This is a genomic window from Plantactinospora sp. BB1, assembly GCF_003030385.1.
Taxonomy (GTDB): Bacteria; Actinomycetota; Actinomycetes; order Mycobacteriales; family Micromonosporaceae; genus Plantactinospora.
Genome location: NZ_CP028159.1, coordinates 54,164 through 76,269 on the forward strand (window position 1 = coordinate 54,164; position 22,106 = coordinate 76,269).

A 22,106-nucleotide genomic window follows, 5' to 3' on the forward strand; every position below is an offset into this window, starting at 1 on the left:
ACACCACGCGACGGTCGTCCGGGTCACCGCCTGGGGCGGCGGTGGCACGGTGTTGCTGACCCGGCGTGGTGGCCGGGTCAGCGAGAGGGGTGGCTGCCGGGGTCAGCCGGTGTGGCGGGCGCGGTTCAGGGTCAGTCCGCCGAGGAGCATGCCGGTCGCTCCGAGGGCGAGGGCGACGATGGCTCCGCCGAGTCCGTTGCCGGTGCCGAGGCCGCCGTCGGAGGTGGCCACCACCACCGCGCCGATGAGGACACCGACCAGTCCCAGCGCGATGGCGGTCAGGGCGGCGCGCCGTGCGTTGCCGGTGCCGAGCCGTCCGGTGGAGCGGGCCCGGGCGAGTGCGCCGACGACGATGCCGACCAGCCCCAGCAGTCCGGCCACGATGGACCCGATCCGCCCGGGGCTCATCGTGGTGACGCTGGCGGCGACGGGCTGGCCGGCGACGTGCGCGGCGGCGGGTGCGGCGTGCCAGAGAGCCCCGAGCAGGGCGGCTGTGGCGGCGGCGGAGAGCTGGCGGACGGACATCGGTGGTTCCTTCCCTCGCACGACTGGTACCTGCCGGCAGCGTAGGTACCGGTCTGGTCCCGGGTCGTCATGCCGGAGTTGCCGGTCGGGATACCACCCGGGTGGTACGTGCTCGGGACGCGGCGCCACCGGGGCGGTAGGTCGCCGGTTCCGGGGGCGGTTCGGGTGCGGGAGTGCGTTCCGGTGCGACAGTCGGTTGGGTGCGGGAGTCGGGTGGGCGTGCGGGAGCGGTTCGGTGGGGCGACGCGGAGCGCCTGCGGCGCCCGGGCGTGGTGTCAGGCGAGGTCGACGAGCTGTCAGGCGAGGTCGACGACGAGTGGCCGGTGGTCGGAGATGGTGGCGATCGGGGCGTCAACGGCGGTGACGGCGGGTAGCGGGTGTCCGTCGCGGGGGTCGGCGAGGATGTGGTCGAGCTGCACCCGGGGTTGCCGGGCCGGGTAGGTGGGGCGGTGGCCGAGGGAGCGCCAGCCGGAGACGAGGGTGGCGAGTCCGGCCGGCAGGTTGAGGTCGCCGAGCAGGATCCGGGGCGGTGGCAGGGTACGCAGGGCGCGGATGACCTGGCGTAGCTGCCGGAGGTTCCAGCCGGGTACGAAGGAGAGGTGGGTGGCGGCGGCGGTGATCGGCCCGTACGGGGTGTCGAGGATGGCGGCGAGGACGACCCGGGGTTCGTCGCGGAGCAGGATGATGCCGCCGCCGGGGCCGGGGTCGAGGACCGGGGAGCGTACGGGTGCCGAGGCGAGCCGGGTCACCTGCCAGGAGCGGACCGGGTAGCGGCTGACCAGGCCGATGCCGTAGAGGGGTTCGCCGTGGCCGTCGTCGTCGTGGGTCAGTGGCCGGAACCGTTCGCCGGGGGTGCCGACGACGGCGGCGGCGAACCGGTGTTCGGGGGCGTCCATCGCCCGGGCGGCGATGGCGGTCAGGTCGAGGTGGTTGCTGCGGGACTGGTCCCGGTCGACCTCCTGGAGGGCCAGGATGTCGGCGTCGAGGGTGGCGACGGCGGCGGCGAGCCGGTTCTCGTCGACGAGGCCGTCGTGCGGGGATCGGCCATGCAGCAGGTTGAAGGTTGCCAGGCGCACGTGCACACCTTACGGCGGGATGTGCGACAGTTTCGGCGTGCTCTTCAAAGCGCTGTGTTGTTCCGGCCTCGTCTTCGTGTTGCTGGGTGCGGTCGGTGTCTGGTTGCGCCGTCGGCGGGGCCGCTGATCCGGGCGGTGCCCGGGGTCACCGCTCGGGGGTGGCGAACCGTCCGGCGCGGATCTCCCGGAGGGCACGGCGTCGGGTGTCGCCGCGCAGGGTGTCGACGTAGAGCCGGCCGTGCAGGTGGTCGGTTTCGTGCTGGAGGGCGCGGGCGAGGAAGCCGCTGCCGGTGATGGTGAGGGGTTCGCCGTACTGGTCGAAGCCGTGTGCGGTGGCGTGCATGGCGCGCGGGGTCGGGAAGTAGAGGCCGGGGACGGAGAGGCAGCCTTCGTCGTCGTCCTGCGTTTCGGCGGAGAGTTCGAGGGTGGGGTTGACCAGGTGGCCCCGGTGCCCGTCTGCGTCGTAGACGAAGACCTGGGCGCTGATCCCGATCTGGGGTGCGGCGACTCCGGCGCGGCCGGGTGCGCCGAGCAGGGTGTCCATCAGGTCGGTGACCAGGTCGCGTAGTTCGGCGTCGAAGCTGGTGACCGGCTCGGACGGGGTGCGCAGCACGGGGTCGCCGATGATCCGGATGGGCCGCATCGTCATGACCGGAACCTTATCGGTTCGTTACCGGTCCGGGTGCCCCGGCGCGCTCGACGGCAACGCTACGCCCGTCGTTCCGGGCCTCGGCGTCAACCGGAGGTCATTCCCGTACGTCGTACGATATAATGTCCGGGCTGGTGCGGGTGGCGTTCCGGCCGGGCGGTGGTCCGGGGTCGGGGCGGCTGGCGGGCGAGGGGGCAGGACCGGAGATGCGGCCAAACACGACATCGGTACCCGGCGACGCCCCCTCCCCACCCGCACGGTCCGGGGACGCGGGCCCCGACGAGCGGTGGACGGCACCCTGTGCGGTGGTGTTCGAGCCGGCCGACCCGCCCCGCGCCGGTGTACTCGCGTTCTGGCGACCCGACGGCGGTGAACTGCCGGTCGACGGGCCGGGTCGCGGCGGAGAGTTGACGGTCGTGCTGCCGGACGGGGCCGGGGTGCGGACCCGGGTGGTGCCGGCCCGCCGGCTGCCGGTCGGCGACGCCCTACCGCTGCTGCTGGCCGACCCGGCGTCGGACCGGCCGGTCGACCCGGCGCTGGCCTACTGGTCGGCGGCGGCGCTGCTGGCGCTGCACCTGGTCGCCCGGCGGCGGATCCTGCCGACGGTCTCCCCCGCCGGCTTCGACGCCTGGACGGTCGGGGCGCTGGACGCGGCCGACGCGGGCCGGATCCGGGAACTCGCCGCCGCGATGCCGACCCGGGCCCGGGCGAACCCACTCCCGGCGAAGCCACTCCCGGCGGACAAGACGACCGCAGACGGGATGACCGCAGACGACATCACCGCGGACGAGATGACGGCAGTCGAGATGACCGCGGACCGGATGACGGCGGGCCGGCCGGCAGCGGGCGAGGCGGGGGCCGGCCCGGTGCTGCCGGACGCGGCCGGCCTGCTGCGCGGTTTCCTCGACGCGGTCGCCGACACCCTGCCCCGGTCCCCCGCCGCCCGGCACGCCGCCGGCACCGACGCGTTCGCCGCGACGGCGCCACAGTCGCTACCCCGGCTGCGCGGCTGGGCCGAGGAGGTCCGCGCCGGTCTCGACTCCGGCGTGCGGGTCTCGATCCGGCTGGAGCCGGTCGACGGCGACCTGACCCGGCCCGGGCTGCGGGCGGTGGTGCAGGTGCACAGCCTCGTCGACCCGGCGCTGGTGGTCGACGCCGCCGCGCTGTGGCACGGCGACGTCGCCGGGTTCGGGCCCCGGGCCCGGCTCGACACCACGCTGGCGATCCGCCGCGCCGCCGGGGTCTGGCCGCCGCTGCGGCACCTGCTCGACGCCGCCGTCCCGGACGCGCTCCTGCTGACCGACGAGGAGGTCAGCGAGCTGGTCGCCGACGCCGCCGGCCGGCTCGGCACGGTCGGGGTGGCGGTGCACTGGCCCCGCGAGCTGACCGCCGGGCTCACCTCCCGGGCGGTACTCGGCGCCGCCGAGGCACCCCCGTCGGACCTGGCCACCTTCTTCGGCGGCGACGGGCTGCTCCGGGTCGACTGGCAGCTCGCCCTCGGCGGGCGACCGCTGACCGCCGCCGAACTGGACCTGCTCGCCGAGGAGCACCGGCCGGTGGTACGGCTGCGCGACCAGTGGGTACTCGTCGACCCGGAACTGGCCGCCCGGGCCCGCAAGCCGGGCCTGCCGCCGGTCGGCGCGATCGAGGCGCTCGGTGCGGCGCTGACCGGGACGGTGGAGGTCGACGGTCGGCCCGTCGAGGTCGACACGACCGGCTGGCTGGACGGGCTGCGGCGGCGGATCGCCGAGCCGGAGCGGGCCGGTGATCCGGAGCGGGTCGGGGTGCCGGCCGGGCTGACCGCCACCCTGCGGGACTACCAGCTACGCGGGCTGCGCTGGCTGGCCCGGATGACGGAGCTGGGGCTGGGCGGCTGCCTCGCCGACGACATGGGGCTCGGCAAGACGGTCACGCTGATCGCGCTGCACCTGCACCGGCAGGCGGATCCGGCGACCGCCGGCCCGACCCTGGTGGTCTGTCCGGCCTCGCTGCTCGGCAACTGGGAGCGCGAGATCGCCCGGTTCGCCCCCGGCACCCCGGTACGCCGATTCCACGGCGGGCGACGCAGCCTCGACGCGCTGGACGACGGGTTCCTGCTCACCACGTACGGGACGATGCGGCTCGACGCCGACCGGCTCGCCGAGGTGCGGTGGGGGCTGGTCGTCGCCGACGAGGCGCAGCACGTGAAGAACCGCGCCTCCGGTACCGCCCGGGCACTGCGCCGGATTCCGGCCGCTGCCCGGGTCGCCCTCACCGGCACCCCGGTGGAGAACAACCTGACCGAACTCTGGGCGATCCTGGACTGGACGACTCCCGGCCTGCTCGGCCCGCTGCCCCGGTTCCGGGCCCGGTGGGCGGCGCCGATCGAGTCCGGTCGGGATCCGGCGGCGGCGGGCCGGCTGGCCCGGCTGATCGCACCGTTCCTGCTGCGCCGCCGCAAGTCGGACCCGGGGATCGCCCCGGAGTTGCCGCCGAAGACCGAGACCGACCATTCGGTGGGGTTGACCGGCGAGCAGGCCGGGCTCTACGAGGCGGTGGTCCGGGAGACGCTGGCCCGGATCCGGGACAGCAGCGGGATGGCCCGCCGTGGTCTGGTGCTGGAGCTGCTGACCTCGCTGAAGCAGGTCTGCAACCATCCGGCGCACTACCTGCGGGAGACGCGGCCCCGGCTGGCCGGCCGTTCCGGCAAGCTGGAGCTGCTCGACGAGCTGGTCGACACGATCCTCGCCGAAGGCGGCGCGGTGCTGGTCTTCACCCAGTACGTCGCGATGGCCCGGCTGATCGAGCGGCACCTCGGCGACCGGGGCGTACCGACCGAGCTGCTGCACGGCGGCACCCCGGTGACCCGCCGCGACGAGCAGGTACGCCGGTTCGAGGCCGGTGAGGTGCCGGTCTTCCTGCTGTCGCTGCGGGCGGCCGGGACGGGGCTGAACCTGACCCGGGCCGACCATGTGGTGCACTACGACCGGTGGTGGAACCCGGCCGTCGAGGAGCAGGCCACCGACCGGGCGTACCGGATCGGGCAGACCCGTCCGGTGCAGGTGCACCGGCTGGTCACCGAGGGGACGGTCGAGGACCGGATCGCCGCCCTGCTCGCCGTCAAGCGGGACCTCGCCGACGCGGTGCTGACCGGTGGCGAGGCCGCGTTGACCGAACTCTCCGACGCCGAGCTGGCGTCCCTGGTCGAGTTGCGCAGGCCGGCATGAGCGCGATCGTCGACCGGTCCCGGAGCGTCGGCTCCGGGCCGGCCGTGGAAGGTGGGGGCGGATGAGCGGCGACGACCGGGTCCGGGGCTTTCCGGCGTTTCCGCCGGGGCGGCGTGCCCGCAGCAGCCGTTCCTGGTGGGGCGACGCCTGGATCCGGGCCCTGGAGGAGACCTCGCTGGACGAGACGCTGCTGCGCCGGGGGCGGCGGTCGGCGACGGCCGGGCACGTCGGGTCGATCACGGTCAGCCCGGGCCGGATCGCGGCCGAGGTGCACGACGGGGTGCGCGACGTGCCGTACCGGACCCGGGTCTTCGTGGAGCCGATGACCGACGCGCAGTGGTCCCGGTTCCTGGACCAGGTGGCGGCGAAGGCCGGGCACATCGCCGCGCTGCTCGACGGGGAGATGCCGCGCGACCTGGCGTCGTCGGCCGACGACGTCGGGGTCGCCCTGCTGCCGGGGCTCGGCGACCTGCAACCGGAGTGCGACTGCCCGGAGTGGGTCGCGGCGGCGTGCCGGCACGCCGCCGCGCTCTGCTACCAGGTGGCCTGGCTGCTCGACGCCGACCCGTTCCTGCTGCTGCTGATCCGGGGCCGGGGATCCCGGGAGGTGCTGGCCGAGCTGCGGCGCCGGGGGCAGCGGACGACGGCGGCCGCCCCGGCGGAGCAGCCGGCCGGCCGGGCGCCCGGTGCCGGGGTGCCGGCCGCGCTGGCGTACGCCCGACCGGACCCGCCGCTGCCGGACCCGCCGCCGGCGCCGGAGCCCGGGGCGTCCGGGCCGGTACTGCCGGACGCGCCGGGGATCGCCACGGAGGTGCTGCACGGGCTGGTCGAGAACGCCGCCGTACGGGCCGCCGCGCTGCTCGACGCCGCTTCGGGCGACCACGGCCCGCCGACCGTGCTGCCGGAGCGGGTGGACGCGGTCCGGCTCGCGGTCGGGGCGAGCGGTCCGGTGCTGGCCCGGCTGCGGCAGGCCGCCGGGCGTACCGCCCGGGAGTTCGGCCGGGCGGTACGGGCCTGGGAGTACGGCGGGCAGACCGGCCTTTCGGTGCTGGACGAGGCGTGGACGCCGCCGCCGGTACGGCTGGCCCGGGCCCGGGCCGACCTGACCGCCGGCTGGACCGGTGACGACCCGCCGGAGCCGCAGGTGTGGCGCAACCGGTGGACGTTTCCGGGTCACCGGGCCCAGTTGCGGTACGGCCGCGACGGCCGCTGGTACCCGTACCGGGAGTTGACCGGCGGCGACTGGTGGCCGGCCGGGGTACCCCGGGACGACCCGGCGGACGCCCTCGCCGACCTGCTCGGCGACTGACCGGCCCGCCGCTCGCCCGCACCCGGCCCGACCGCGCCGGCTGGGGGCGCGGCCGGCTCCGGAACGCGGCCAGCCGGCGGCGGCGAGCGGAATGCGGCGCGACGACGCCCGGTCAGCGGAATGCGGCAGGCCGGCGGCGGTGAGCGGATGCGGCCTGCCGATAACCCTGAGCGGATGCGGCGCGACGACGTCCGGTCAGCGGGGGTCGGCCAGGATGGCCCGGACCGGGCCGGACTTGGCTGCCGCCTCGGCGACCTCGGCCGCCGGGTCGCTGCCCCAGGTGATGCCGCCACCGGCCCAGACGTGCACCCGCTCGGCGTCGACCGCCACCGTCCGGATGGTCAGCCCCAGGTCGATCCGGTCCGGGCCGATCCAGCCGAGCCCGCCCATGCTGGCACCCCGGCCGACCGGTTCCAGGGCGGCGATCTGGGCCAGCGCGGCGAGCTTGGGCGCGCCGGTGACCGACCCGCCGGGGCAGACCGCGCGGAGCAGGTCGGCCAGCCCCCGCCCGTCGGCGAGGGTGGCCGAGACGGTCGACTCGGCCTGCCACAGGTTCGACCAGCGGCGGATGGCGTACAGCTCGTCGACCCGGACGGTGCCGGTGCGGGCGATCCGGGCCAGGTCGTTGCGCTCCAGGTCCACGATCATCACGTGTTCGGCGCGTTCCTTGGCGGATTCGAGCAGTTCTCGCCGGCCGGGGCCGGTCGCCGGCCGGGTGCCCTTGATCGGCCGGGTGTAGACCCGGCCGTCGGTCACCTCGACCAGGGTTTCCGGGGAGGCGCAGCCGATCGCCCAGCCGTGGCCGGTGAGCACGCTGCCGTACCGGGCGCCGGGGAGCCGGGCCAGCCGAGCCAGTGCCGGCAGCGGGTCTCCGGCGTACCGGGCGCAGCCGTGGCCGACGACGTTGACCTGGTAGATCTCGCCGGCCGCGATGGCGTCCCGGGCCTGCCGGACCGCGTCGGCGTGCCGCTGCGGCGTCCAGCTCTCGATCCACGGGCCGAGTTCCCAGGGGGCGTCGGCTTCCCGGTGCACGCCGTCGAAGCGAATCCGGTGGTCGTGGACCGGATGCCGCCGGGTTCGGCCGGCCGCCGGGGCGGTGCCGTGCCGGTAGACCACCGCGACCAGGTCGGGGACGGCGGGTGCCGGGCTGGCCGGGCCGGCGGCGGCGCCGACCATCCGGGCTCCGGCGGCGGCGGAGACGAAGACGGCGGCGCCGCAGACCGTGCCGGCCGGGCCGTCCGGCGGATGGACGCCGGGCCGGGTCAGGTCGCGGACCGGGAGGCCGTGCCCGGCGAGGAACTCCTCCAGCAGCGTGGCGGGGTCGTCCGGGCCGTCGGCCGGGCATTGAAGCCGGTCGTGTTCGACGAGCCGGGGTACGCAGCTCGCGGGCGCTCCCGGTGGCGCAAATGGGAGCGCTTCCACGACGTACGGCTGGATCTGCCTCATCCGAAAAGAGGATTTCCTCGGTCAGAGACGGATACCCGCTCGTCATCACAGGGCGTGAAGGGGTACCGTCCGTCACTGGTCATGTGAACCATGCCACAGCGCCCCCATAGTCCGGAGAACCCGATGTGCCAGCACGAACCGACCTGCCCCTCCGCTGAAGCAACCGACCGGGAAGCGGCCCGAGTCCTCGCCTGCTTCCGTGAGCAGGGGTGGAGCCTGCTCTGCAATGGCGTCATCCTCTTCGAGGACACCGGCGAGCTGCTGCCCGACGGCAGCACCATAGCGCCGCACCGCGGTCCGGCCCGGCACGCCCTGGTCGGCTGATTCATCACTTACAGTGACCGGCCGGCGCCTGGTGTGCCGGCCGGTCACTCGTGTTCTCAGTTCTCGAACGCCTCGGGCGGCGGGCAGGCGCAGACCAGGTTCCGGTCTCCGTAGGCGCCGTCGATGCGGCGTACCGGCGGCCAGTACTTCGCCTGCCGGTCGACCCCGCCGGGATAGCCGGCCACGGACCGGGGGTACGGGTGCGGCCACTCGTCGCCGGTCACCATCGCCGCGGTGTGCGGCGCGTTGGCGAGCGGGTTGTCCCCCTTCGGCCACTCCCCCGCCCCGACCTTGTCGATCTCGGCCCGGATGGCGATCATCGCCTCGCAGAACCGGTCGAGTTCGGCGAGGTCCTCGCTCTCGGTCGGTTCCACCATCAGGGTGCCGGCGACCGGGAACGACATCGTCGGGGCGTGGAAACCGTAGTCGATCAGCCGCTTCGCCACGTCGTCGACGCTGACCCCGGTCGCCTTGGTCAACGGCCGCAGGTCGAGGATGCACTCGTGCGCGACGAGGCCCTTGTTGCCGGCGTAGAGCACCGGGTAGTGGCCGCGCAGCCGGGCGGCGACGTAGTTGGCGGCGAGTACCGCCACCCCGGTGGCCCGGCGCAGCCCGTCCGGCCCCATCATCCGCAGGTACGCCCACGGGATCGGCAGGATCCCGGCCGAGCCGTACCGGGCGGCCGAGACCGCGGGCCGGCCCTCGGTGTCGCGCGGGTCGCCGGGCAGGTACGGCGCCAGGTGTGCCCGTACCGCCACCGGGCCGACCCCGGGGCCGCCGCCGCCGTGCGGGATGCAGAACGTCTTGTGCAGGTTCAGGTGTGACACGTCGGCGCCGAACCGGCCCGGCTTGGCGTACCCGAGCAGGGCGTTGAGGTTGGCGCCGTCGACGTAGACCTGGCCGCCGGCGTCGTGCACCCTGGCGCAGAGGGCGGCGATGCCGGCCTCGTAGACACCGTGGGTGGACGGGTAGGTGACCATGATCGCGGCGAGGGTGTCCCGGTGCGCCTCGATCTTGCGGTCGAGGTCGGCCAGGTCGATGTCGCCGTCGGGGTCGCAGCCGACCACCACCACCCGCATCCCGGCCATCACCGCGCTGGCCGCGTTGGTGCCGTGTGCCGAGGACGGGATCAGGCAGACGTCCCGGTGTCCCTCGCCCCGGTCGCGGTGGTAGGCGCGGATCGCCAGCAGGCCGGCGAGTTCGCCCTGCGAGCCGGCGTTCGGCTGCACGCTGACCGCGTCGTAGCCGGTCACCTCGGCGAGCCAGCCCTCCAGGGTGCCGACCAGGTCGCGGTAGCCGGCGGTCTGCTCCTCCGGCGCGAACGGGTGGATGTTGGCGAACTCGGGCCAGCTCACCGGTTCCATCTCGGTGGTGGCGTTCAGCTTCATCGTGCAGGAGCCGAGCGGGATCATGCCCCGGTCCAGGGCGTAGTCGAGGTCGGCGAGCCGGCGCAGGTAGCGCAGCATCGCGGTCTCGGAGTGGTGTGACCGGAAGACCGGGTGGGTCAGGTAGTCGCTGTCGCGGGCGAGGTCGGCCGGCAGTGCGGCCGGCGGCTGCCCGGTGGCCGGGGTCACCGGCTGCCCGGCGACGGCGCCGAAGGCGTCCCAGACGGTTGTCAGGTGTGCCTCGGTGGTGGTCTCGTCGCAGGCGATCCCGACGTGGTCGGCGTCGACCGGTCGCAGGTTGACGCCGCGTCGCACGGCCTCGGCGACCACCTCGGCGGCCCGGCCGGGGAACCGGGCGAGCACGGTGTCGAAGAACGTCTCGTGCACGATCTCGACGCCGTCGAGGGTGCGCAGCCCGGCGGCGAGGGTGGCGGCCCGGTGGTGGGTGCGTTCGGCGATCGCCCGCAGCCCGGCCGGGCCGTGGTAGACGGCGTACATGCTGGCCATCACGGCGAGCAGCACCTGGGCGGTGCAGATGTTGCTGGTCGCCTTCTCCCGGCGGATGTGCTGTTCCCGGGTCTGTAGCGCCAGCCGGTAGGCGCGGTCGCCGGCCGCGTCCCGGGAGACTCCGACCAGCCGGCCGGGCAGCATCCGCTCCAGGCCGCCCCGGACCGCCAGGTAGCCGGCGTGCGGGCCGCCGAAGCCCATCGGTACGCCGAACCGCTGGGTGGTACCGGCGGCGATGTCGGCGCCGATCTCGCCGGGCGGGCGGAGCAGGGTCAGCGCGAGCAGGTCGGCGGCGACGGTGACCAGTGCCCCGGCGGCGTGCGCGGCCTCGACCAGCCCGCTGTGGTCGCGGACCGCGCCGGAGGCGCCCGGGTACTGGAGGTGCAGGCCGAAGAACTCCGCCGGCAGCGGCTCGGCGGCAAGGTCGAGTACGCGTACCTCGATGCCGAGCGGTTCGGCCCGGGTAGCGAGTACGGCGAGGGTCTGCGGCAGGGTGTCGGCGTCGACGACGTACACGTTGCTCTTGTTCTTGCCGGCGCGGCGGGCGAGTGTCATCGCCTCGGCGGCGGCGGTGCCCTCGTCGAGCATGGAGGCGTTCGCGGTGGCCAGCCCGGTCAGGTCGGTGACCATGGTCTGGAAGTTCAGCAGCGCTTCGAGCCGGCCCTGGCTGATCTCCGGCTGGTACGGCGTGTACGCGGTGTACCAGGCCGGGTTCTCCAGCACGTTGCGGCGGATCACCGCCGGGGTGTGGGTACCGGAGTAGCCGAGTCCGATCATGGAGACGGCGACGGTGTTCCGGGCGGCGAGCGCGCGCAGCTCGGCGGCGACCTCCTCCTCGGTGGCGGCCGGCGGCAGGTCGAGGTCGCCGGTCCAGCGGATCACCTCGGGGATCGCGGCGTCCATCAGGTCGTCGACGGAGTGGTAGCCGACGGTCTCCAGCATCCGGCGCATCGCGTCGGCGTCGGGGCCGATGTGCCGGTCGGCGAAGGCTCCGCCGTCGCGGGTGGGCTGCTGTGCTGTGGTCATGGGGGACGCTCCCGGGCGAGGTCGACGCTGCAACCTCCCCCTCTGTCACGCTCCGCGACGTCGCGGGCGCTCCACAGTCGCCTGCCCGCGGGCTCCTTTTGCCTGAGAGGTTCCGGGGAGGATTTGCCCCTTCGGCGCCGCCCCACGCTGCCGGGCGGTCTCTCGCTCGCGAGTGTTGTCGGCGTTGGCAACGGTACCAGTGACCGGATTTCCGGCTGGTTTCGACCGCGCCCCGTTGATCACGATCGACGCCGGCCGCCGGGGCGTAGCCGGTGCCGCCCGTCCCGTCCGGCAGGGAGGGCAGAACCGGTTAAGTGCCACCGGACCGGCCCGTCCCGGCCCCGCTTCCCGGTCACGTCGTACGTGCCGGGCCCGGTGGGTGGCGGCGGCGGAAATCGCTTTCCGTCTATTGACTGTGAACCGGTTCGGTGTTGTCATCGATCTCACCTGCCCGGGACCCCTGGTGGCGACCCGTGGCGAAATCCCCGAACCGGGAGGCAACGATGCGCCGTACCCTCGCCCGCCGGCTGCTCGCCACGCTGGCCACGGCGACGCTGGCCGTCGGTGTGACCGCCGGCTGCGGTGACGACGGTGACTCGTCCGCCGACGCCGAGGGCAAGATCATCAACGTCCTCTCGGGGACGAACGCCGGGTTCGTACCGAACTTCAACCCGTTCTCCCAGAACAGCGTCGCCGGCACGATGAGCGTGCTCTACGAGTCGCTGCTCTATTTCAACGCCGCCCGGGCCGACGACGTGCAGCCGCAGCTCGCCACCGCCTACGAGTTCGCCGACGACGGGCGGCGGCTGAACCTGACCATCCGGGAGGGGGTGAAGTGGACCGACGGGAAGCCCTTCTCGGCCGAGGACGTCGCCTTCACCTTCAACCTGATCCGGGACAACCCGAAACTCAACCAGAACGGCCTGCCGATCGTCGAGGCGGTCGCCACCGACCCCACGCACGTCTCGGTCACGTTCAGCCAGGGCGTCTACACCCGGCTCAACCTGATCGCCGGCCGGACCTGGATCGTGCCGAAGCACATCTGGTCGACCATCGCCGACCCGTCCGCCTTCACCAACGAGAAGCCGGTCGGCACCGGGGCGTTCATGCTCGCCTCGTTCAGCCAGCAGAACTACGTCTTCGAGCGCAACCCCAACTACTGGGAGACCGGCAAGCCGAAGATCAAGGGGATGCGGTTCCAGCAGTTCGCCAGCGCCGACAGCGCGATCGCGGCGCTCGCCGCCGGGCAGCTCGACTGGGCCGGATCGTTCATCGCCGACATCGAGAAGCAGTACGTCAGCAAGGACCCGAAGCACAACAAGTACATCAACGAGTCGCAGCTCTACCTGACCAACCTGATCCCGAACCTGGACCGGGCACCGTTCGACAGCGCCGCCGTCCGCAAGGCGATCAGCCTGGCCCTGGACCGCGACCAGATCATCCGGCTGGCCTTCTCCGGCTACGGCAAGGAGGCCAGCCCGGCCCAGCTGCCCCGGCCGCTCTGGGACGACTACATCAAGCCGGAATACAAGGACCGGAAGCTGGAGTTCGACCCGGCCCGGGCCGAGCAGACCCTCCAGGCCGACGGCTGGGCCAAGGGCGCCGACGGGATCTACGCCAAGGCCGGCCGGCGGCTCTCCTTCACGGTCAAGGTCGTGCAGGGCTACAACGACTACATCTCCGCGCTCCAGATCATGACCCAGTCGCTGAAGTCGGTCGGGATCGAGATGAAGACCCAGGAGGTCTCCTTCACCGCCTTCTCCACCGACCAGCAGACCGGCGACTTCGAGATGATCATCACGAACCTCTACAGCGAGGGCACCGCGTACTCCTGGTACAGCCGGGCGTTCTCCAGCAAGCGGACCGCGCCGCTGGGCCAGCAGGCCGGCTCCAACTACGGCCGCTTCCGCAACGCCGCCGTCGACGCGGCACTGCTAGCGATGGAGAACACCCCGCCGGACCAGCGCGACGCGATCAGGGAACAACTCTTCAAGATCCAGGATGTGATCGTCGAGGAGCTGCCGTACATCCCGCTCCAGCAGTCCGCCTCGCTGATCGAGTACCGCACCGAGAACCTCGGCAACTTCCCCACCGAGGAGAACCACTACGCGCTGACCACCCCGTACAACGGGCCGGACATGGGGATCGTGGCCAAGAACCTCACCCCGGCCGGCTGAGCCGCCCCGATGCGCTACCTGCGGCGCAAGGCGCTGTTCTACCTGGTCGCGGTCTGGGCCGCGGTGACCCTCAACTTCCTCATCCCCCGGCTGATCAAGGGCAATCCGGTCGACGCCGTACTGGCCAAGACCCAGAACATGACCCCGATGTCGCCGGACGCCCGCCGCGCCCTGGAGTTGCAGTTCGGGGTCACCGACGACCCGCTGTGGCAGCAGTACCTCGGCTATCTCGGCAACCTGCTGCGCGGCGAGTTCGGGCTCTCGGTCAGCTACTACCCGACCCCGGTGTCGAAGGTGCTCAGCCAGAGCCTGCCGTGGACGGTGGTGATGGTCGGCGTCGCCACCGTACTCAGCGTGCTGCTCGGGATCACCCTCGGCATGCTCGCCGGCTGGCGGCGCGGCACCTGGCTGGACGCGCTGGTGCCGACCACCACCTTCCTGGCCGCCATCCCGTACTTCTGGCTCGCCCTGGTGCTGCTCTACCTGCTCGGCGGGATCCTCGGCTGGTTTCCGCTGAACAGCGGCTACAGCTACGAGACCACCATCGGCTTCAACTGGCCGTTCCTGCGCAGCGCGATCTACCACGCCGTGCTGCCGGCCGCCTCGATCGTGCTCGCCTCGGTCGCCGGCTGGCTGCTCGGGATGCGCAACATGATGGTCTCGACGATGGCCGAGGACTACGTGCTGACCGCCGAGGCCAAGGGGCTCCGCCCGCGCCGCATCATGATCCAGTACGCGGCGCGCAACGCCGTACTGCCCAGCGTCGCCGGGTTCGCCATCACCCTCGGCTTCGTGGTCAGCGGCTCCATCGCCACCGAGATCGTCTTCTCCTATCCCGGCGTCGGGATGACCCTGGTTGCCGCCGTCGCCAACGCCGACTACCCACTGTTGCAGGGCATCTTCCTGGTCATCTCGCTGGCCGTGCTCGGCGCCAACTTCGTCGTCGACCTGCTCTACGCGGTGATCGACCCCCGTACCCGGCAGGCCGGCTGATGGCGACCATCGAGACCCAGCGCGACGTGACCGGCGAGGTCGTACCCGGCGTCGTGGTGCCGACCCGCCGGCCCCGCTGGCGCGGCCTGCTGCGCTCCCGCAAGCTCGCCGCCGGACTGGCCATCGTCGGCTTCTTCGCCCTGGTCGCCGTGCTCGGCCCGCTGCTGGTCGACGACCCGAACCAGGTCAGCGACGACCGGCTGCTCGCCCCGTCGGCCGAACACCTGCTCGGCACCACCACCACCGGCCAGGACGTGTTCCGGCAACTCGTCGCCGCCACCCGGGGCTCGATGCTGGTCGGCCTGGTCGTCGGGCTGCTCGCCACCGTCGTGTCGGTGCTGGTCGGCGTCCTCGGCGGCTACGCCGGCGGACACACCGACGAGAGCCTCTCGCTGGTCAGCAACGTCTTCCTGGTACTGCCCGGCCTGCCGCTGGTCGTCCTGATCACCGACTACGTGCAGACCCGGGGCGCCCTGGCGATCGCGTTGATCGTCTCGTTCACCGCCTGGGCCGGCTCCGCCCGGGTACTGCGGGCACAGACCCTGTCGCTGCGCTCCCGCGACTACGTCGACGCCGCCCGGGTCAGCGGCGAACCCGGCTGGCGGATCGTCACCTTCGAGATCCTGCCGAACCTGCTGCCGCTGATCGCCGCCCAGTTCGTCTTCGCCGTCATCGGCGGCATCCTCACCGAGGCCGCGCTCGCCTTCCTCGGCCTCGGCGGCGCCGGCTCCTGGGGCACGATGCTCTACTTCGCGCAGAACTCGCAGGCGCTCTCCCAGGGCGCCTGGTGGTGGTTCGTCCCGCCCGGGCTCTGCATCGCGCTGGTCGGCGCCGGACTCGCACTGATCAACTTCAGCCTCGACGAGCTGATCAACCCGAGGCTGCGGGTCCCCCGCCGCCCCCGACGGACCGGACCGGCATGACCCTCGACACCACACCCCCACCGGCGGTCACCGGCACCGACGTGGTGCTGTCGGTCCGCGACCTCAGCGTCGTCTACGACGGCGCCGACCCGGTCCGGGCGGTCCGCGACGTCAGCTTCGACCTGGGTCGCGGCGAGGTCCTCGGCATCGCCGGCGAGAGCGGCTGCGGCAAGTCCACCCTCGCCTACGCCATCACCCGGCTACTCAAGCCGCCCGGCCGGGTCACCTCCGGCGAGGTCTTCTTCCACCCCACCGACGGCCCGCCGGTCGACCTGTCGACACTGCACGGGGAGGCGCTGCGCCGGTTCCGCTGGAACCGGGTCGCGATGGTGTTCCAGGGGGCGATGAACGCCCTCAACCCGGTGCTGTCGGTACGCCGCCAGCTCGCCGACGTCTTCACCGCGCACCGCCCCGAACTACGCCGCGCCGAGCGGGAACAACGCTGCCGGGAACTGCTCGACCTGGTCGGGATCGGCCCGGAACGGCTCTCGGCGTACCCGCACGAACTCTCCGGCGGGATGCGCCAGCGGGTACTGATCGCGATGGCGATGGCGCTGCGCCCGGACGTGGTGGTGATGGACGAGCCGACCACCGCGCTCGACGTGGTGGTGCAGCGCGACATCCTGACCGAGATCGACCGGCTCCGGGCCCGGTTCGGCTTCGCGGTCGTCTTCATCACCCACGACCTCTCCCTGCTGCTGGAGATCAGCGACCGGCTCGCCGTGATGTACGGCGGCCGGATCGTCGAGTACGGCCGCGCCGCCGACCTGCACGCCGCGCCGGGGCACCCGTACACGGTCGGACTGCTGCGCTCCTTTCCCAGCCTGCGCGGGGAGCGGACCGTGCTGCACGGTATCCCGGGCAGCCCGCCGGACCTGTCCCGGCCGATCACCGGCTGCGCGTTCACCGCCCGCTGCCCGTACGCCTTCGACGCCTGCCACCGGATCGACCCGCCGCTGCTGACCGCCGGCAGTACCCGGGCCGCCTGCCTGCACCACGACCCGGCGCTGCGCCCCGACGGACCACCGGCCGGGCTGCGGGCCGGCCGGTTCCATCCCGCCGACCCGACACCGGCCCCCGGACCGCCCGACCCGACACCGGCCCCCGGACCGGCACCGGAGCCCCGCCGCACCGACCCGCCGCCGCCACCACCGACCGGGCCGGGCGCCGACCCGCCGACCGGGCCGGGCGTCGACCCGCCGCCGGTCGGGAACGGTTCCGCCGGAGGTGGCGACCGATGACCACGCTGACGGTCAGCCACCTGAGCAAACACTTCCCGCTGCGGGACGGGCGGCGCCGCCGCACCCTGCGGGCCGTCGACGACGTCTCCTTCGAACTGCGCTCCGGGCAGACGGTGGCGCTGGTCGGCGAGAGCGGCAGCGGCAAGTCGACGATCGCCCGGATGCTGGTCCGGCTCACCCCGCCGACCGCCGGCGAGATCCGCCTCGACGGCACCCCGGTGGCGGCCGGTCACCGGGCGGTCCGCCGCTACCGCCGGGACGTGCAGATGGTGTTCCAGGACCCGTTCGGGTCACTGAACCCGGCACACACCGTCGAATACCACCTGCGGCGGCCGCTGCGGCTGCACGGGGTCGCCCGCTCCGCCGACGACGTCCGGGCGGCCGTGCACGACCTGCTGACCCGGGTCAACCTCACCCCCGCCGACCAGGTCGCCCGCCGGCTTCCGCACGAACTCTCCGGCGGGCAGCGGCAGCGGGTCGCGATCGCCCGCGCCCTGGCACCCCGGCCCCGGATCCTGCTCGCCGACGAGCCGGTGTCGATGCTCGACGTGTCGATCCGGCTGGAGATCCTCAACCTGATCGACCGGCTCAAGCGGGAGGAGGAACTGGCCGTGCTGTACGTCACCCACGACCTCGCCACCGCCCGCTACTTCGCCTCCTCGATCATGGTGTTGTACCGGGGCCAGGTGGTCGAGTCCGGCCCGAGCGACGAGGTGATCCTGCGCCCCGCGCACCCGTACACCCAACTGCTGGCGTCGGCGGCGCCGGACCCGGGCCGCCCGCGTACCGCCGCGCCGGGCGGGATGCGGGCACTGCGCGGCGGGCAGCAGACGGCGACCGACAGCGGCGGCTGCCTGTTCCGGGACCGCTGCCCGGCGGCGATGGAGGTCTGCCGCACCGAGGTGCCGGAGTTCCCGGTCGGCGCCGCTCACCTGGCCCGGTGCTGGCTGCACCGGCCCGACAACGGCGGGCCCCGCCCCGCCGACGGGTCGGCCGGGCAGCCGTAGCCGCCGGTCAGGGCCCCGGACACGGCCCGCCGACGGGTCGGCCCTAGCCGGCGGTCGGGGCCGCGCCCGGCACCGTCAGCGACACCCGGCCGTCGGCCAGCTTGTAGAACATCCCGACGACGTCGCACCGGCCGGCGGCGACCGCGTCGGCGAGTTCGGTACCCGGCCCGGTGATCGTCTCGATGGTGTGCCGGGTGTGTATCGCGGCGATTCCGGCGTCGTCGCTGACCTGCCGCGCCTGGGCGGCCTCGATGCTCGGGGTGACCCGCTCGACGATGGCGCCCAGGTCCCGGCCGGGTAGCCGGGCACCGTCCAGGGCCGCCCGGGTGGCCTGGATCGCCCCGCAGGTGTCGTGGCCGAGGACGACGACCAGCGGCGCCCCGAGCACCACCACGCCGTACTCGATGCTGGCGGTCACCTCCGGGCCGACGATGTGCCCGGCGGTGCGGACCACGAACAGATCACCGAGGCCCCGATCGAAGATGATCTCGGCGGCGAGTCGGGAGTCGGAGCAGCCGAAGACCACCGCGAACGGCCGCTGCGCCGCCGCGACCACCGCCCGGTGCTCGGCGTCCTGGTGCGGGTGGATCCGGGTACCGGCGACGAACCGCTCGTTGCCGGCGAGCAGCTCGTCGAGCGCCTCGGTGGGAGTGGCCGGCCGATGGTCCAGGTATGCCATGACATTCCCTTTCGACGTCACCACCTTCCGGTGGTGAGGCGAGGTCGACGCCTTCGGCGACCTGATGCGTACCGATCAGATATCACGGAACGTCCGCTCCGGCAGCCCGGACCCGGGCCGACCGTGATCGACGGAACACCGGCCGGCGTCCGACCGGGAAACCCGCACCCGAACAGGCTACGGCCCGCCGCCCGCGCCGGCCGGCCGCCACGCGGCCGGACCGGATCGACGAACCCCGCAACGACCCTCCTCCCGAGGTCCGACGCGGCGGCGGCGGAGCGGCGGACCCGACCCTCCGGGCGGCCCGGGCCGAACCAGGTTCAATAGGGTGGCGAGGGTGACCTACCTTGCCGCGGACGACCGCTACGACTCGATGACCTACCGCAGGGCCGGCCGCAGCGGCCTGCGACTGCCCGCCATCTCGCTCGGCCTCTGGCACAACTTCGGCGACGAACGGCCGTGGCAGCAGCAGCGGGAGATCTGCCGCCGGGCGTTCGATCTCGGAGTCACCCACTTCGACCTGGCCAACAACTACGGCCCGCCGGCCGGCTCCGCCGAGGAGAACTTCGGTCGTACCCTCGCCGCCGACCTCGCCCCGTACCGCGACGAGCTGGTCATCTCCACCAAGGCCGGCTACTACATGTGGCCCGGCCCGTACGGCGAGTGGGGCTCCCGCAAGTACCTGGTCTCGTCGCTGGACCAGTCGCTGCGCCGGATGGGCCTCGACTACGTCGACATCTTCTACCACCACCGGCCCGACCCGGACACCCCGCTGGAAGAGACGATGGCGGCGCTGGACGCGGTCGTCCGGGCCGGCAAGGCCCTCTACGTCGGACTGTCGAACTACACCTCGGAGCAGACCCGGCAGGCCGCCGCGATCCTGCAACGACTCGGTACGCCGCTGCTGATCTCGCAGCCGTCGTACTCGATGCTCAACCGGTGGATCGAGGCGGACCGGCTGCTCGACACCCTCGAAGAGGCCGGCGCCGGCTGCATCGCCTACAGCCCGCTCGCCCAGGGCGTGCTGACCGACCGCTACCTGGACGGCATCCCGGCCGACTCACGGATCCGCACCAGCGTCTTCCTCAACGAGAGCGACCTCGACGAGACGACCATGGCGACCGTACGGGCGCTGCACGCCATCGCGCAGCGGCGCGACCAGTCCCTGGCCCAGCTCGCGCTCGCCTGGGCACTGCGGGACCCCCGGATGACCAGCCTGATCATCGGAGCGAGCAGCGTCGCGCAGCTTGAGACGAACGTGGCCGCGCTGGAGAACCTGACCCTCACCGACAGCGAACTCGCCGAGATCGGCGGCCACCTGACCGTCGACTGACCGCACGGCTCGGACCGCGACGACGGAAGCCGGACCGGGACGACGGCGAAGCGTGACACCGGTCCTCCCGGCCCGGCACGTCCCGGCGGGCGGCTACCCGAGCCGTCCGTGCGGGGCGCCGCTGGGCCGGGGGGGCGAGGCGGTGGCGTAGTCGGCCAGCGTGATGGCGTCCGCCTTCTGGAACTGCCGGGCGAGGATGTGGCGCATCGGCCAATGACCCAGCATCCGCATCGACTGGTTCCGCAACCAGATCATCGACCGGGTCCGGGGCGCGCATCCGCCCGGGTGCCAGCCCTCGGACGGGTGCCAGCCGTCGGAGCGGCGGTACCGGCACGGAGATCCAGGCCCAGCCAACCCGGCCACACCGACGGACTGGGCCCGGCCCGACACCCTCACATCTGCCGTGGCGGCTGTTGCTGCTGCTCCGGACGCGGCGACAGAGCCGGCCGGACGACACCCGGCGGCGTCGTGGCGCCGATCCCCGCACCTGCCTCCCGGACGATCCGGTCCATGGTCCGGGCCAGATGCTCACTGCCGTCGTCGAGATGCCGGGCCGCCGCCTGCATGTGCGAAATCATCATCTCGCCGAAGATCCGCAGCGCCTCCCGGGTCGCGACCGTGTCGTCGAAACTCGACCCGGCCGACGCCCGGTACTCCTGCACCGCCCGCTCCGCCTCGTTCCGGGCATCCTCGGCCGCCGCCCGCAGATAGTTCTCGTACTGCACCCGGGCGTACTCGGCGACCCGGCGGGCGTAGTCGTGCGCCTGGGCGATGATCTGCTCGGCCTCCCGCTGCGCCGCCGAGAGCAGGTTGACCTCCTTCGCCCCCGGCAACTGCGGCCGGTTGTCGGCACTCGGCAACACCCCGTGCCGGTGCAGCTCCACATGGTCGTGCAGCCGCTGGTTCTCCGCCCGCAGATCCGCCACCTGGGTCGCCAACAGGTCCAACTCGTCGGCCACCTGATGCCGGAACCGGTCGACGTCCCGCTCGTCGAAACCGCGCCGGGTGAACGACGACGTGCTGAACTCCCACCGCCGGACCCGGTCCGCGGTGATCCGCACCCGGGGACTGGGACCCGACACCGCCGTGGCGCGGTCGTACTCGCTGATCGGGCTGGCGCTCACTGCGTACCTCCGTCTGCCGGCCGCTGCTCCTGCACGTCACCGATCCGCCGCCCGGGCGAATACCACTGCCCGCCCAACGCCTCGTAGTGCAGTTGCCCGGCGTGGTAACCCGCCTGCGCCAAAGCGTTGACCGCACCCGACACCATCGGATCGGACCCGCAGACGAAGACGTGCCGGTTGCGCCAGTCGCCGTCGGCGAGGGCGCGGTCCACCACCTGGACGAACTCTCCGGGCCGGGACGGGTCGGCATTGACCACGTACGTCACCCGCAACCATGGGCACGACGCCACCAGCTTCTCGGTCGCGTCGACGTCGTAGAACTCGGTACGGGACCGGGCACCGACGTAGGCGTCGACCCGCCGGCCCCCGCCGGTCGCCGCCACCTGCTCCACCAGCGCCTTCAACGGCGCCCAACCGGTACCGTTGGCCAGCAGCAGCAGGTCACCACCGCCGGACGCCTGGCGCAACGTCAGCCGCTCCCCCACCGGCGCCGCCAGATGCACCTGGTCACCGACGCTGGTCGCATACACCAGCCGGGAACTCACCGCCCCACCCGGCGCCGCCCGCACGTGCAACTCGATCGTGCCGTCGCTGCGCGGTGCGTTCCCCGGCGAGTAGTAGCGCCACGCCCGGGTCGCCGGACTCGACACCCCGATCGACTGACCCGCCTCGAACGGCAGCAGGTACTGCGGCCGCAGCGTCAACACCGCGATGTCGAACGTCCGCGGCTCGTGCGCGACGACCTCACCGACCCACCACGGCGGGCTGACATTCTCCGCCGTCGTCGCACCGTCGATCATCACCTTCGAGACCAGCCCGTACGCCGCCGTCCAGTCCTGGGCCAGATCCTCGGTCCAGTGCTCGCCGAGGAAATGCGCCAGCGTGGCCAGCAGCGCCTCACCGACCGCCGGATAGTGCTCCGGCCGGACCGCGAACTTGCGGTGGTCGGCGCCGAGCGAGTGCAGGAAACCGACGAGCTGGTCCACCTGGTCCACATTCGACACGACGTGACCGAGCGCGGTGACCAGCCGGTCCCGCTGTCCGGCCATGTTCGTCGGGAACATCTGCCGGATGTCGGGATGGGCGAGGAACAGGGTCGAATAGAAGTAGAGCGGCACCTGGTCGCCGTGCCCGGCGACCAGGTGCCAACTCTGCTTGAGACGAGCGATGTCCACG

18 protein-coding genes and 1 riboswitch are annotated in these 22,106 nt (G+C 73.1%); of the genes, 9 read left to right on the forward strand and 9 right to left on the reverse strand.

Annotated elements, in window-relative coordinates; genetic code table 11:
- Window positions 1-102: 102 nt before the first annotated feature.
- The 3 genes from C6W10_RS00265 to def all read right to left on the reverse strand — a co-directional run bounded on the left by C6W10_RS00265 (window position 103) and on the right by def (window position 2,250).
- Window positions 103-525 carry a DUF6223 family protein gene (locus C6W10_RS00265; RefSeq protein ID WP_107255806.1) on the reverse strand — a complete coding sequence of 141 codons (423 nt, stop codon included), beginning with the start codon at window positions 523-525 and terminating at the stop codon, window positions 103-105.
- A 296-nt stretch (window positions 526-821) separates the two neighbouring features.
- Entirely contained in the window at window positions 822-1,601 is a 780-nt protein-coding gene (locus tag C6W10_RS00270; protein WP_107263525.1) for an endonuclease/exonuclease/phosphatase family protein, read from the reverse strand.
- Between the two features lie 145 nt (window positions 1,602-1,746).
- A complete protein-coding gene (gene def, locus C6W10_RS00275; protein WP_107255807.1) occupies window positions 1,747-2,250 on the reverse strand; it encodes a peptide deformylase in 504 nt (167 codons plus the stop codon).
- A gap of 308 nt (window positions 2,251-2,558) precedes the next feature.
- Between def and C6W10_RS00280 the strand changes: the two genes are divergently transcribed.
- Both C6W10_RS00280 and C6W10_RS00285 read left to right on the forward strand, forming a co-directional pair.
- Entirely contained in the window at window positions 2,559-5,456 is a 2,898-nt protein-coding gene (locus C6W10_RS00280) for a DEAD/DEAH box helicase (RefSeq protein ID WP_234361549.1), read from the forward strand.
- 61 nt (window positions 5,457-5,517) lie between these two features.
- Window positions 5,518-6,765 (forward strand): SWIM zinc finger family protein, encoded by a 1,248-nt coding sequence (locus tag C6W10_RS00285; protein WP_107255808.1) that lies wholly within the window; start codon window positions 5,518-5,520, stop codon window positions 6,763-6,765.
- A gap of 195 nt (window positions 6,766-6,960) precedes the next feature.
- On the opposite strand, the gene C6W10_RS00290 is transcribed toward C6W10_RS00285, so the two are convergent.
- Window positions 6,961-8,211 (reverse strand): chorismate-binding protein, encoded by a 1,251-nt coding sequence (locus C6W10_RS00290; protein ID WP_107255809.1) that lies wholly within the window; start codon window positions 8,209-8,211, stop codon window positions 6,961-6,963.
- Window positions 8,212-8,334: 123 nt separating this feature from the next.
- Between C6W10_RS00290 and C6W10_RS00295 the strand changes: the two genes are divergently transcribed.
- A complete protein-coding gene (locus tag C6W10_RS00295; RefSeq protein ID WP_101365960.1) occupies window positions 8,335-8,535 on the forward strand; it encodes a DUF5999 family protein in 201 nt (66 codons plus the stop codon).
- Window positions 8,536-8,591: 56 nt separating this feature from the next.
- Here C6W10_RS00295 and gcvP read toward each other — a convergent pair whose 3' ends face one another.
- A complete protein-coding gene (gene gcvP, locus C6W10_RS00300) occupies window positions 8,592-11,453 on the reverse strand; it encodes an aminomethyl-transferring glycine dehydrogenase (protein ID WP_107255810.1) in 2,862 nt (953 codons plus the stop codon).
- A gap of 80 nt (window positions 11,454-11,533) precedes the next feature.
- Window positions 11,534-11,630, reverse strand: a riboswitch (glycine riboswitch).
- A gap of 326 nt (window positions 11,631-11,956) precedes the next feature.
- On the opposite strand from gcvP, the gene C6W10_RS00305 reads away from it, so the two are divergent.
- The 5 genes from C6W10_RS00305 to C6W10_RS00325 are packed head-to-tail and all read left to right on the forward strand — an operon-like array spanning window position 11,957 to window position 17,794.
- Entirely contained in the window at window positions 11,957-13,630 is a 1,674-nt protein-coding gene (locus tag C6W10_RS00305; protein WP_159104393.1) for an ABC transporter substrate-binding protein, read from the forward strand.
- A 9-nt stretch (window positions 13,631-13,639) separates the two neighbouring features.
- Entirely contained in the window at window positions 13,640-14,623 is a 984-nt protein-coding gene (locus tag C6W10_RS00310) for an ABC transporter permease (RefSeq protein WP_107255812.1), read from the forward strand.
- Window positions 14,623-15,546: an ABC transporter permease gene (locus C6W10_RS00315; protein WP_107255813.1), complete on the forward strand. Its 924-nt coding sequence runs from the start codon at window positions 14,623-14,625 to the stop codon at window positions 15,544-15,546. Before C6W10_RS00310 ends, C6W10_RS00315 begins: the two co-directional genes overlap by 1 nt.
- The gene (locus C6W10_RS00320; protein ID WP_199853816.1) at window positions 15,543-16,787 is read left to right on the forward strand and encodes an ABC transporter ATP-binding protein; all 1,245 of its coding nucleotides are present in this window, start codon (window positions 15,543-15,545) and stop codon (window positions 16,785-16,787) included. Before C6W10_RS00315 ends, C6W10_RS00320 begins: the two co-directional genes overlap by 4 nt.
- A complete protein-coding gene (locus tag C6W10_RS00325; protein ID WP_107255814.1) occupies window positions 16,784-17,794 on the forward strand; it encodes an ABC transporter ATP-binding protein in 1,011 nt (336 codons plus the stop codon). The genes C6W10_RS00320 and C6W10_RS00325 overlap by 4 nt, the downstream gene beginning before the upstream one ends.
- Window positions 17,795-17,837: 43 nt before the next feature.
- On the opposite strand, the gene C6W10_RS00330 is transcribed toward C6W10_RS00325, so the two are convergent.
- Window positions 17,838-18,473: a carbonic anhydrase gene (locus C6W10_RS00330; protein ID WP_107255815.1), complete on the reverse strand. Its 636-nt coding sequence runs from the start codon at window positions 18,471-18,473 to the stop codon at window positions 17,838-17,840.
- 337 nt (window positions 18,474-18,810) lie between these two features.
- Between C6W10_RS00330 and mgrA the strand changes: the two genes are divergently transcribed.
- Entirely contained in the window at window positions 18,811-19,806 is a 996-nt protein-coding gene (gene mgrA, locus C6W10_RS00335) for an L-glyceraldehyde 3-phosphate reductase (RefSeq protein WP_107255816.1), read from the forward strand.
- A 93-nt stretch (window positions 19,807-19,899) separates the two neighbouring features.
- Here the strand turns inward: mgrA and C6W10_RS37075 are convergent, their stop codons facing one another.
- From C6W10_RS37075 to C6W10_RS00345, 3 genes are all read right to left on the reverse strand, one after another.
- Window positions 19,900-20,061 (reverse strand): hypothetical protein, encoded by a 162-nt coding sequence (locus C6W10_RS37075; protein WP_159104394.1) that lies wholly within the window; start codon window positions 20,059-20,061, stop codon window positions 19,900-19,902.
- A 137-nt stretch (window positions 20,062-20,198) separates the two neighbouring features.
- Window positions 20,199-20,930, reverse strand: a complete 732-nt coding sequence (locus C6W10_RS00340) for a DivIVA domain-containing protein (protein WP_234359306.1) — start codon at window positions 20,928-20,930, stop codon at window positions 20,199-20,201.
- A complete protein-coding gene (locus tag C6W10_RS00345) occupies window positions 20,927-22,105 on the reverse strand; it encodes a globin domain-containing protein (protein ID WP_107255817.1) in 1,179 nt (392 codons plus the stop codon). The genes C6W10_RS00340 and C6W10_RS00345 overlap by 4 nt, the downstream gene beginning before the upstream one ends.
- Between the last annotated feature and the right edge of the window lies 1 nt (window position 22,106).

What these genes read in the sequence shown, in the direction of transcription:
- C6W10_RS00315 (WP_107255813.1), top strand. Translation starts at nt 14,623, where the DNA reads ATGGCGACCATCGAGACCCAGCGCGACGTGACCGGCGAGGTCGTACCC.
- C6W10_RS00305 (WP_159104393.1), top strand. Translation starts at nt 11,957, where the DNA reads ATGCGCCGTACCCTCGCCCGCCGGCTGCTCGCCACGCTGGCCACGGCG.
- C6W10_RS00290 (WP_107255809.1), bottom strand. Translation starts at nt 8,211, where the DNA reads ATGAGGCAGATCCAGCCGTACGTCGTGGAAGCGCTCCCATTTGCGCCA.
- C6W10_RS00310 (WP_107255812.1), top strand. Translation starts at nt 13,640, where the DNA reads ATGCGCTACCTGCGGCGCAAGGCGCTGTTCTACCTGGTCGCGGTCTGG.
- gcvP (WP_107255810.1), bottom strand. Translation starts at nt 11,453, where the DNA reads ATGACCACAGCACAGCAGCCCACCCGCGACGGCGGAGCCTTCGCCGAC.
- def (WP_107255807.1), bottom strand. Translation starts at nt 2,250, where the DNA reads ATGACGATGCGGCCCATCCGGATCATCGGCGACCCCGTGCTGCGCACC.
- C6W10_RS00265 (WP_107255806.1), bottom strand. Translation starts at nt 525, where the DNA reads ATGTCCGTCCGCCAGCTCTCCGCCGCCGCCACAGCCGCCCTGCTCGGG.
- C6W10_RS00320 (WP_199853816.1), top strand. Translation starts at nt 15,543, where the DNA reads ATGACCCTCGACACCACACCCCCACCGGCGGTCACCGGCACCGACGTG.
- C6W10_RS00325 (WP_107255814.1), top strand. Translation starts at nt 16,784, where the DNA reads ATGACCACGCTGACGGTCAGCCACCTGAGCAAACACTTCCCGCTGCGG.
- C6W10_RS37075 (WP_159104394.1), bottom strand. Translation starts at nt 20,061, where the DNA reads ATGATCTGGTTGCGGAACCAGTCGATGCGGATGCTGGGTCATTGGCCG.
- C6W10_RS00285 (WP_107255808.1), top strand. Translation starts at nt 5,518, where the DNA reads ATGAGCGGCGACGACCGGGTCCGGGGCTTTCCGGCGTTTCCGCCGGGG.
- C6W10_RS00330 (WP_107255815.1), bottom strand. Translation starts at nt 18,473, where the DNA reads ATGGCATACCTGGACCATCGGCCGGCCACTCCCACCGAGGCGCTCGAC.
- C6W10_RS00295 (WP_101365960.1), top strand. Translation starts at nt 8,335, where the DNA reads ATGTGCCAGCACGAACCGACCTGCCCCTCCGCTGAAGCAACCGACCGG.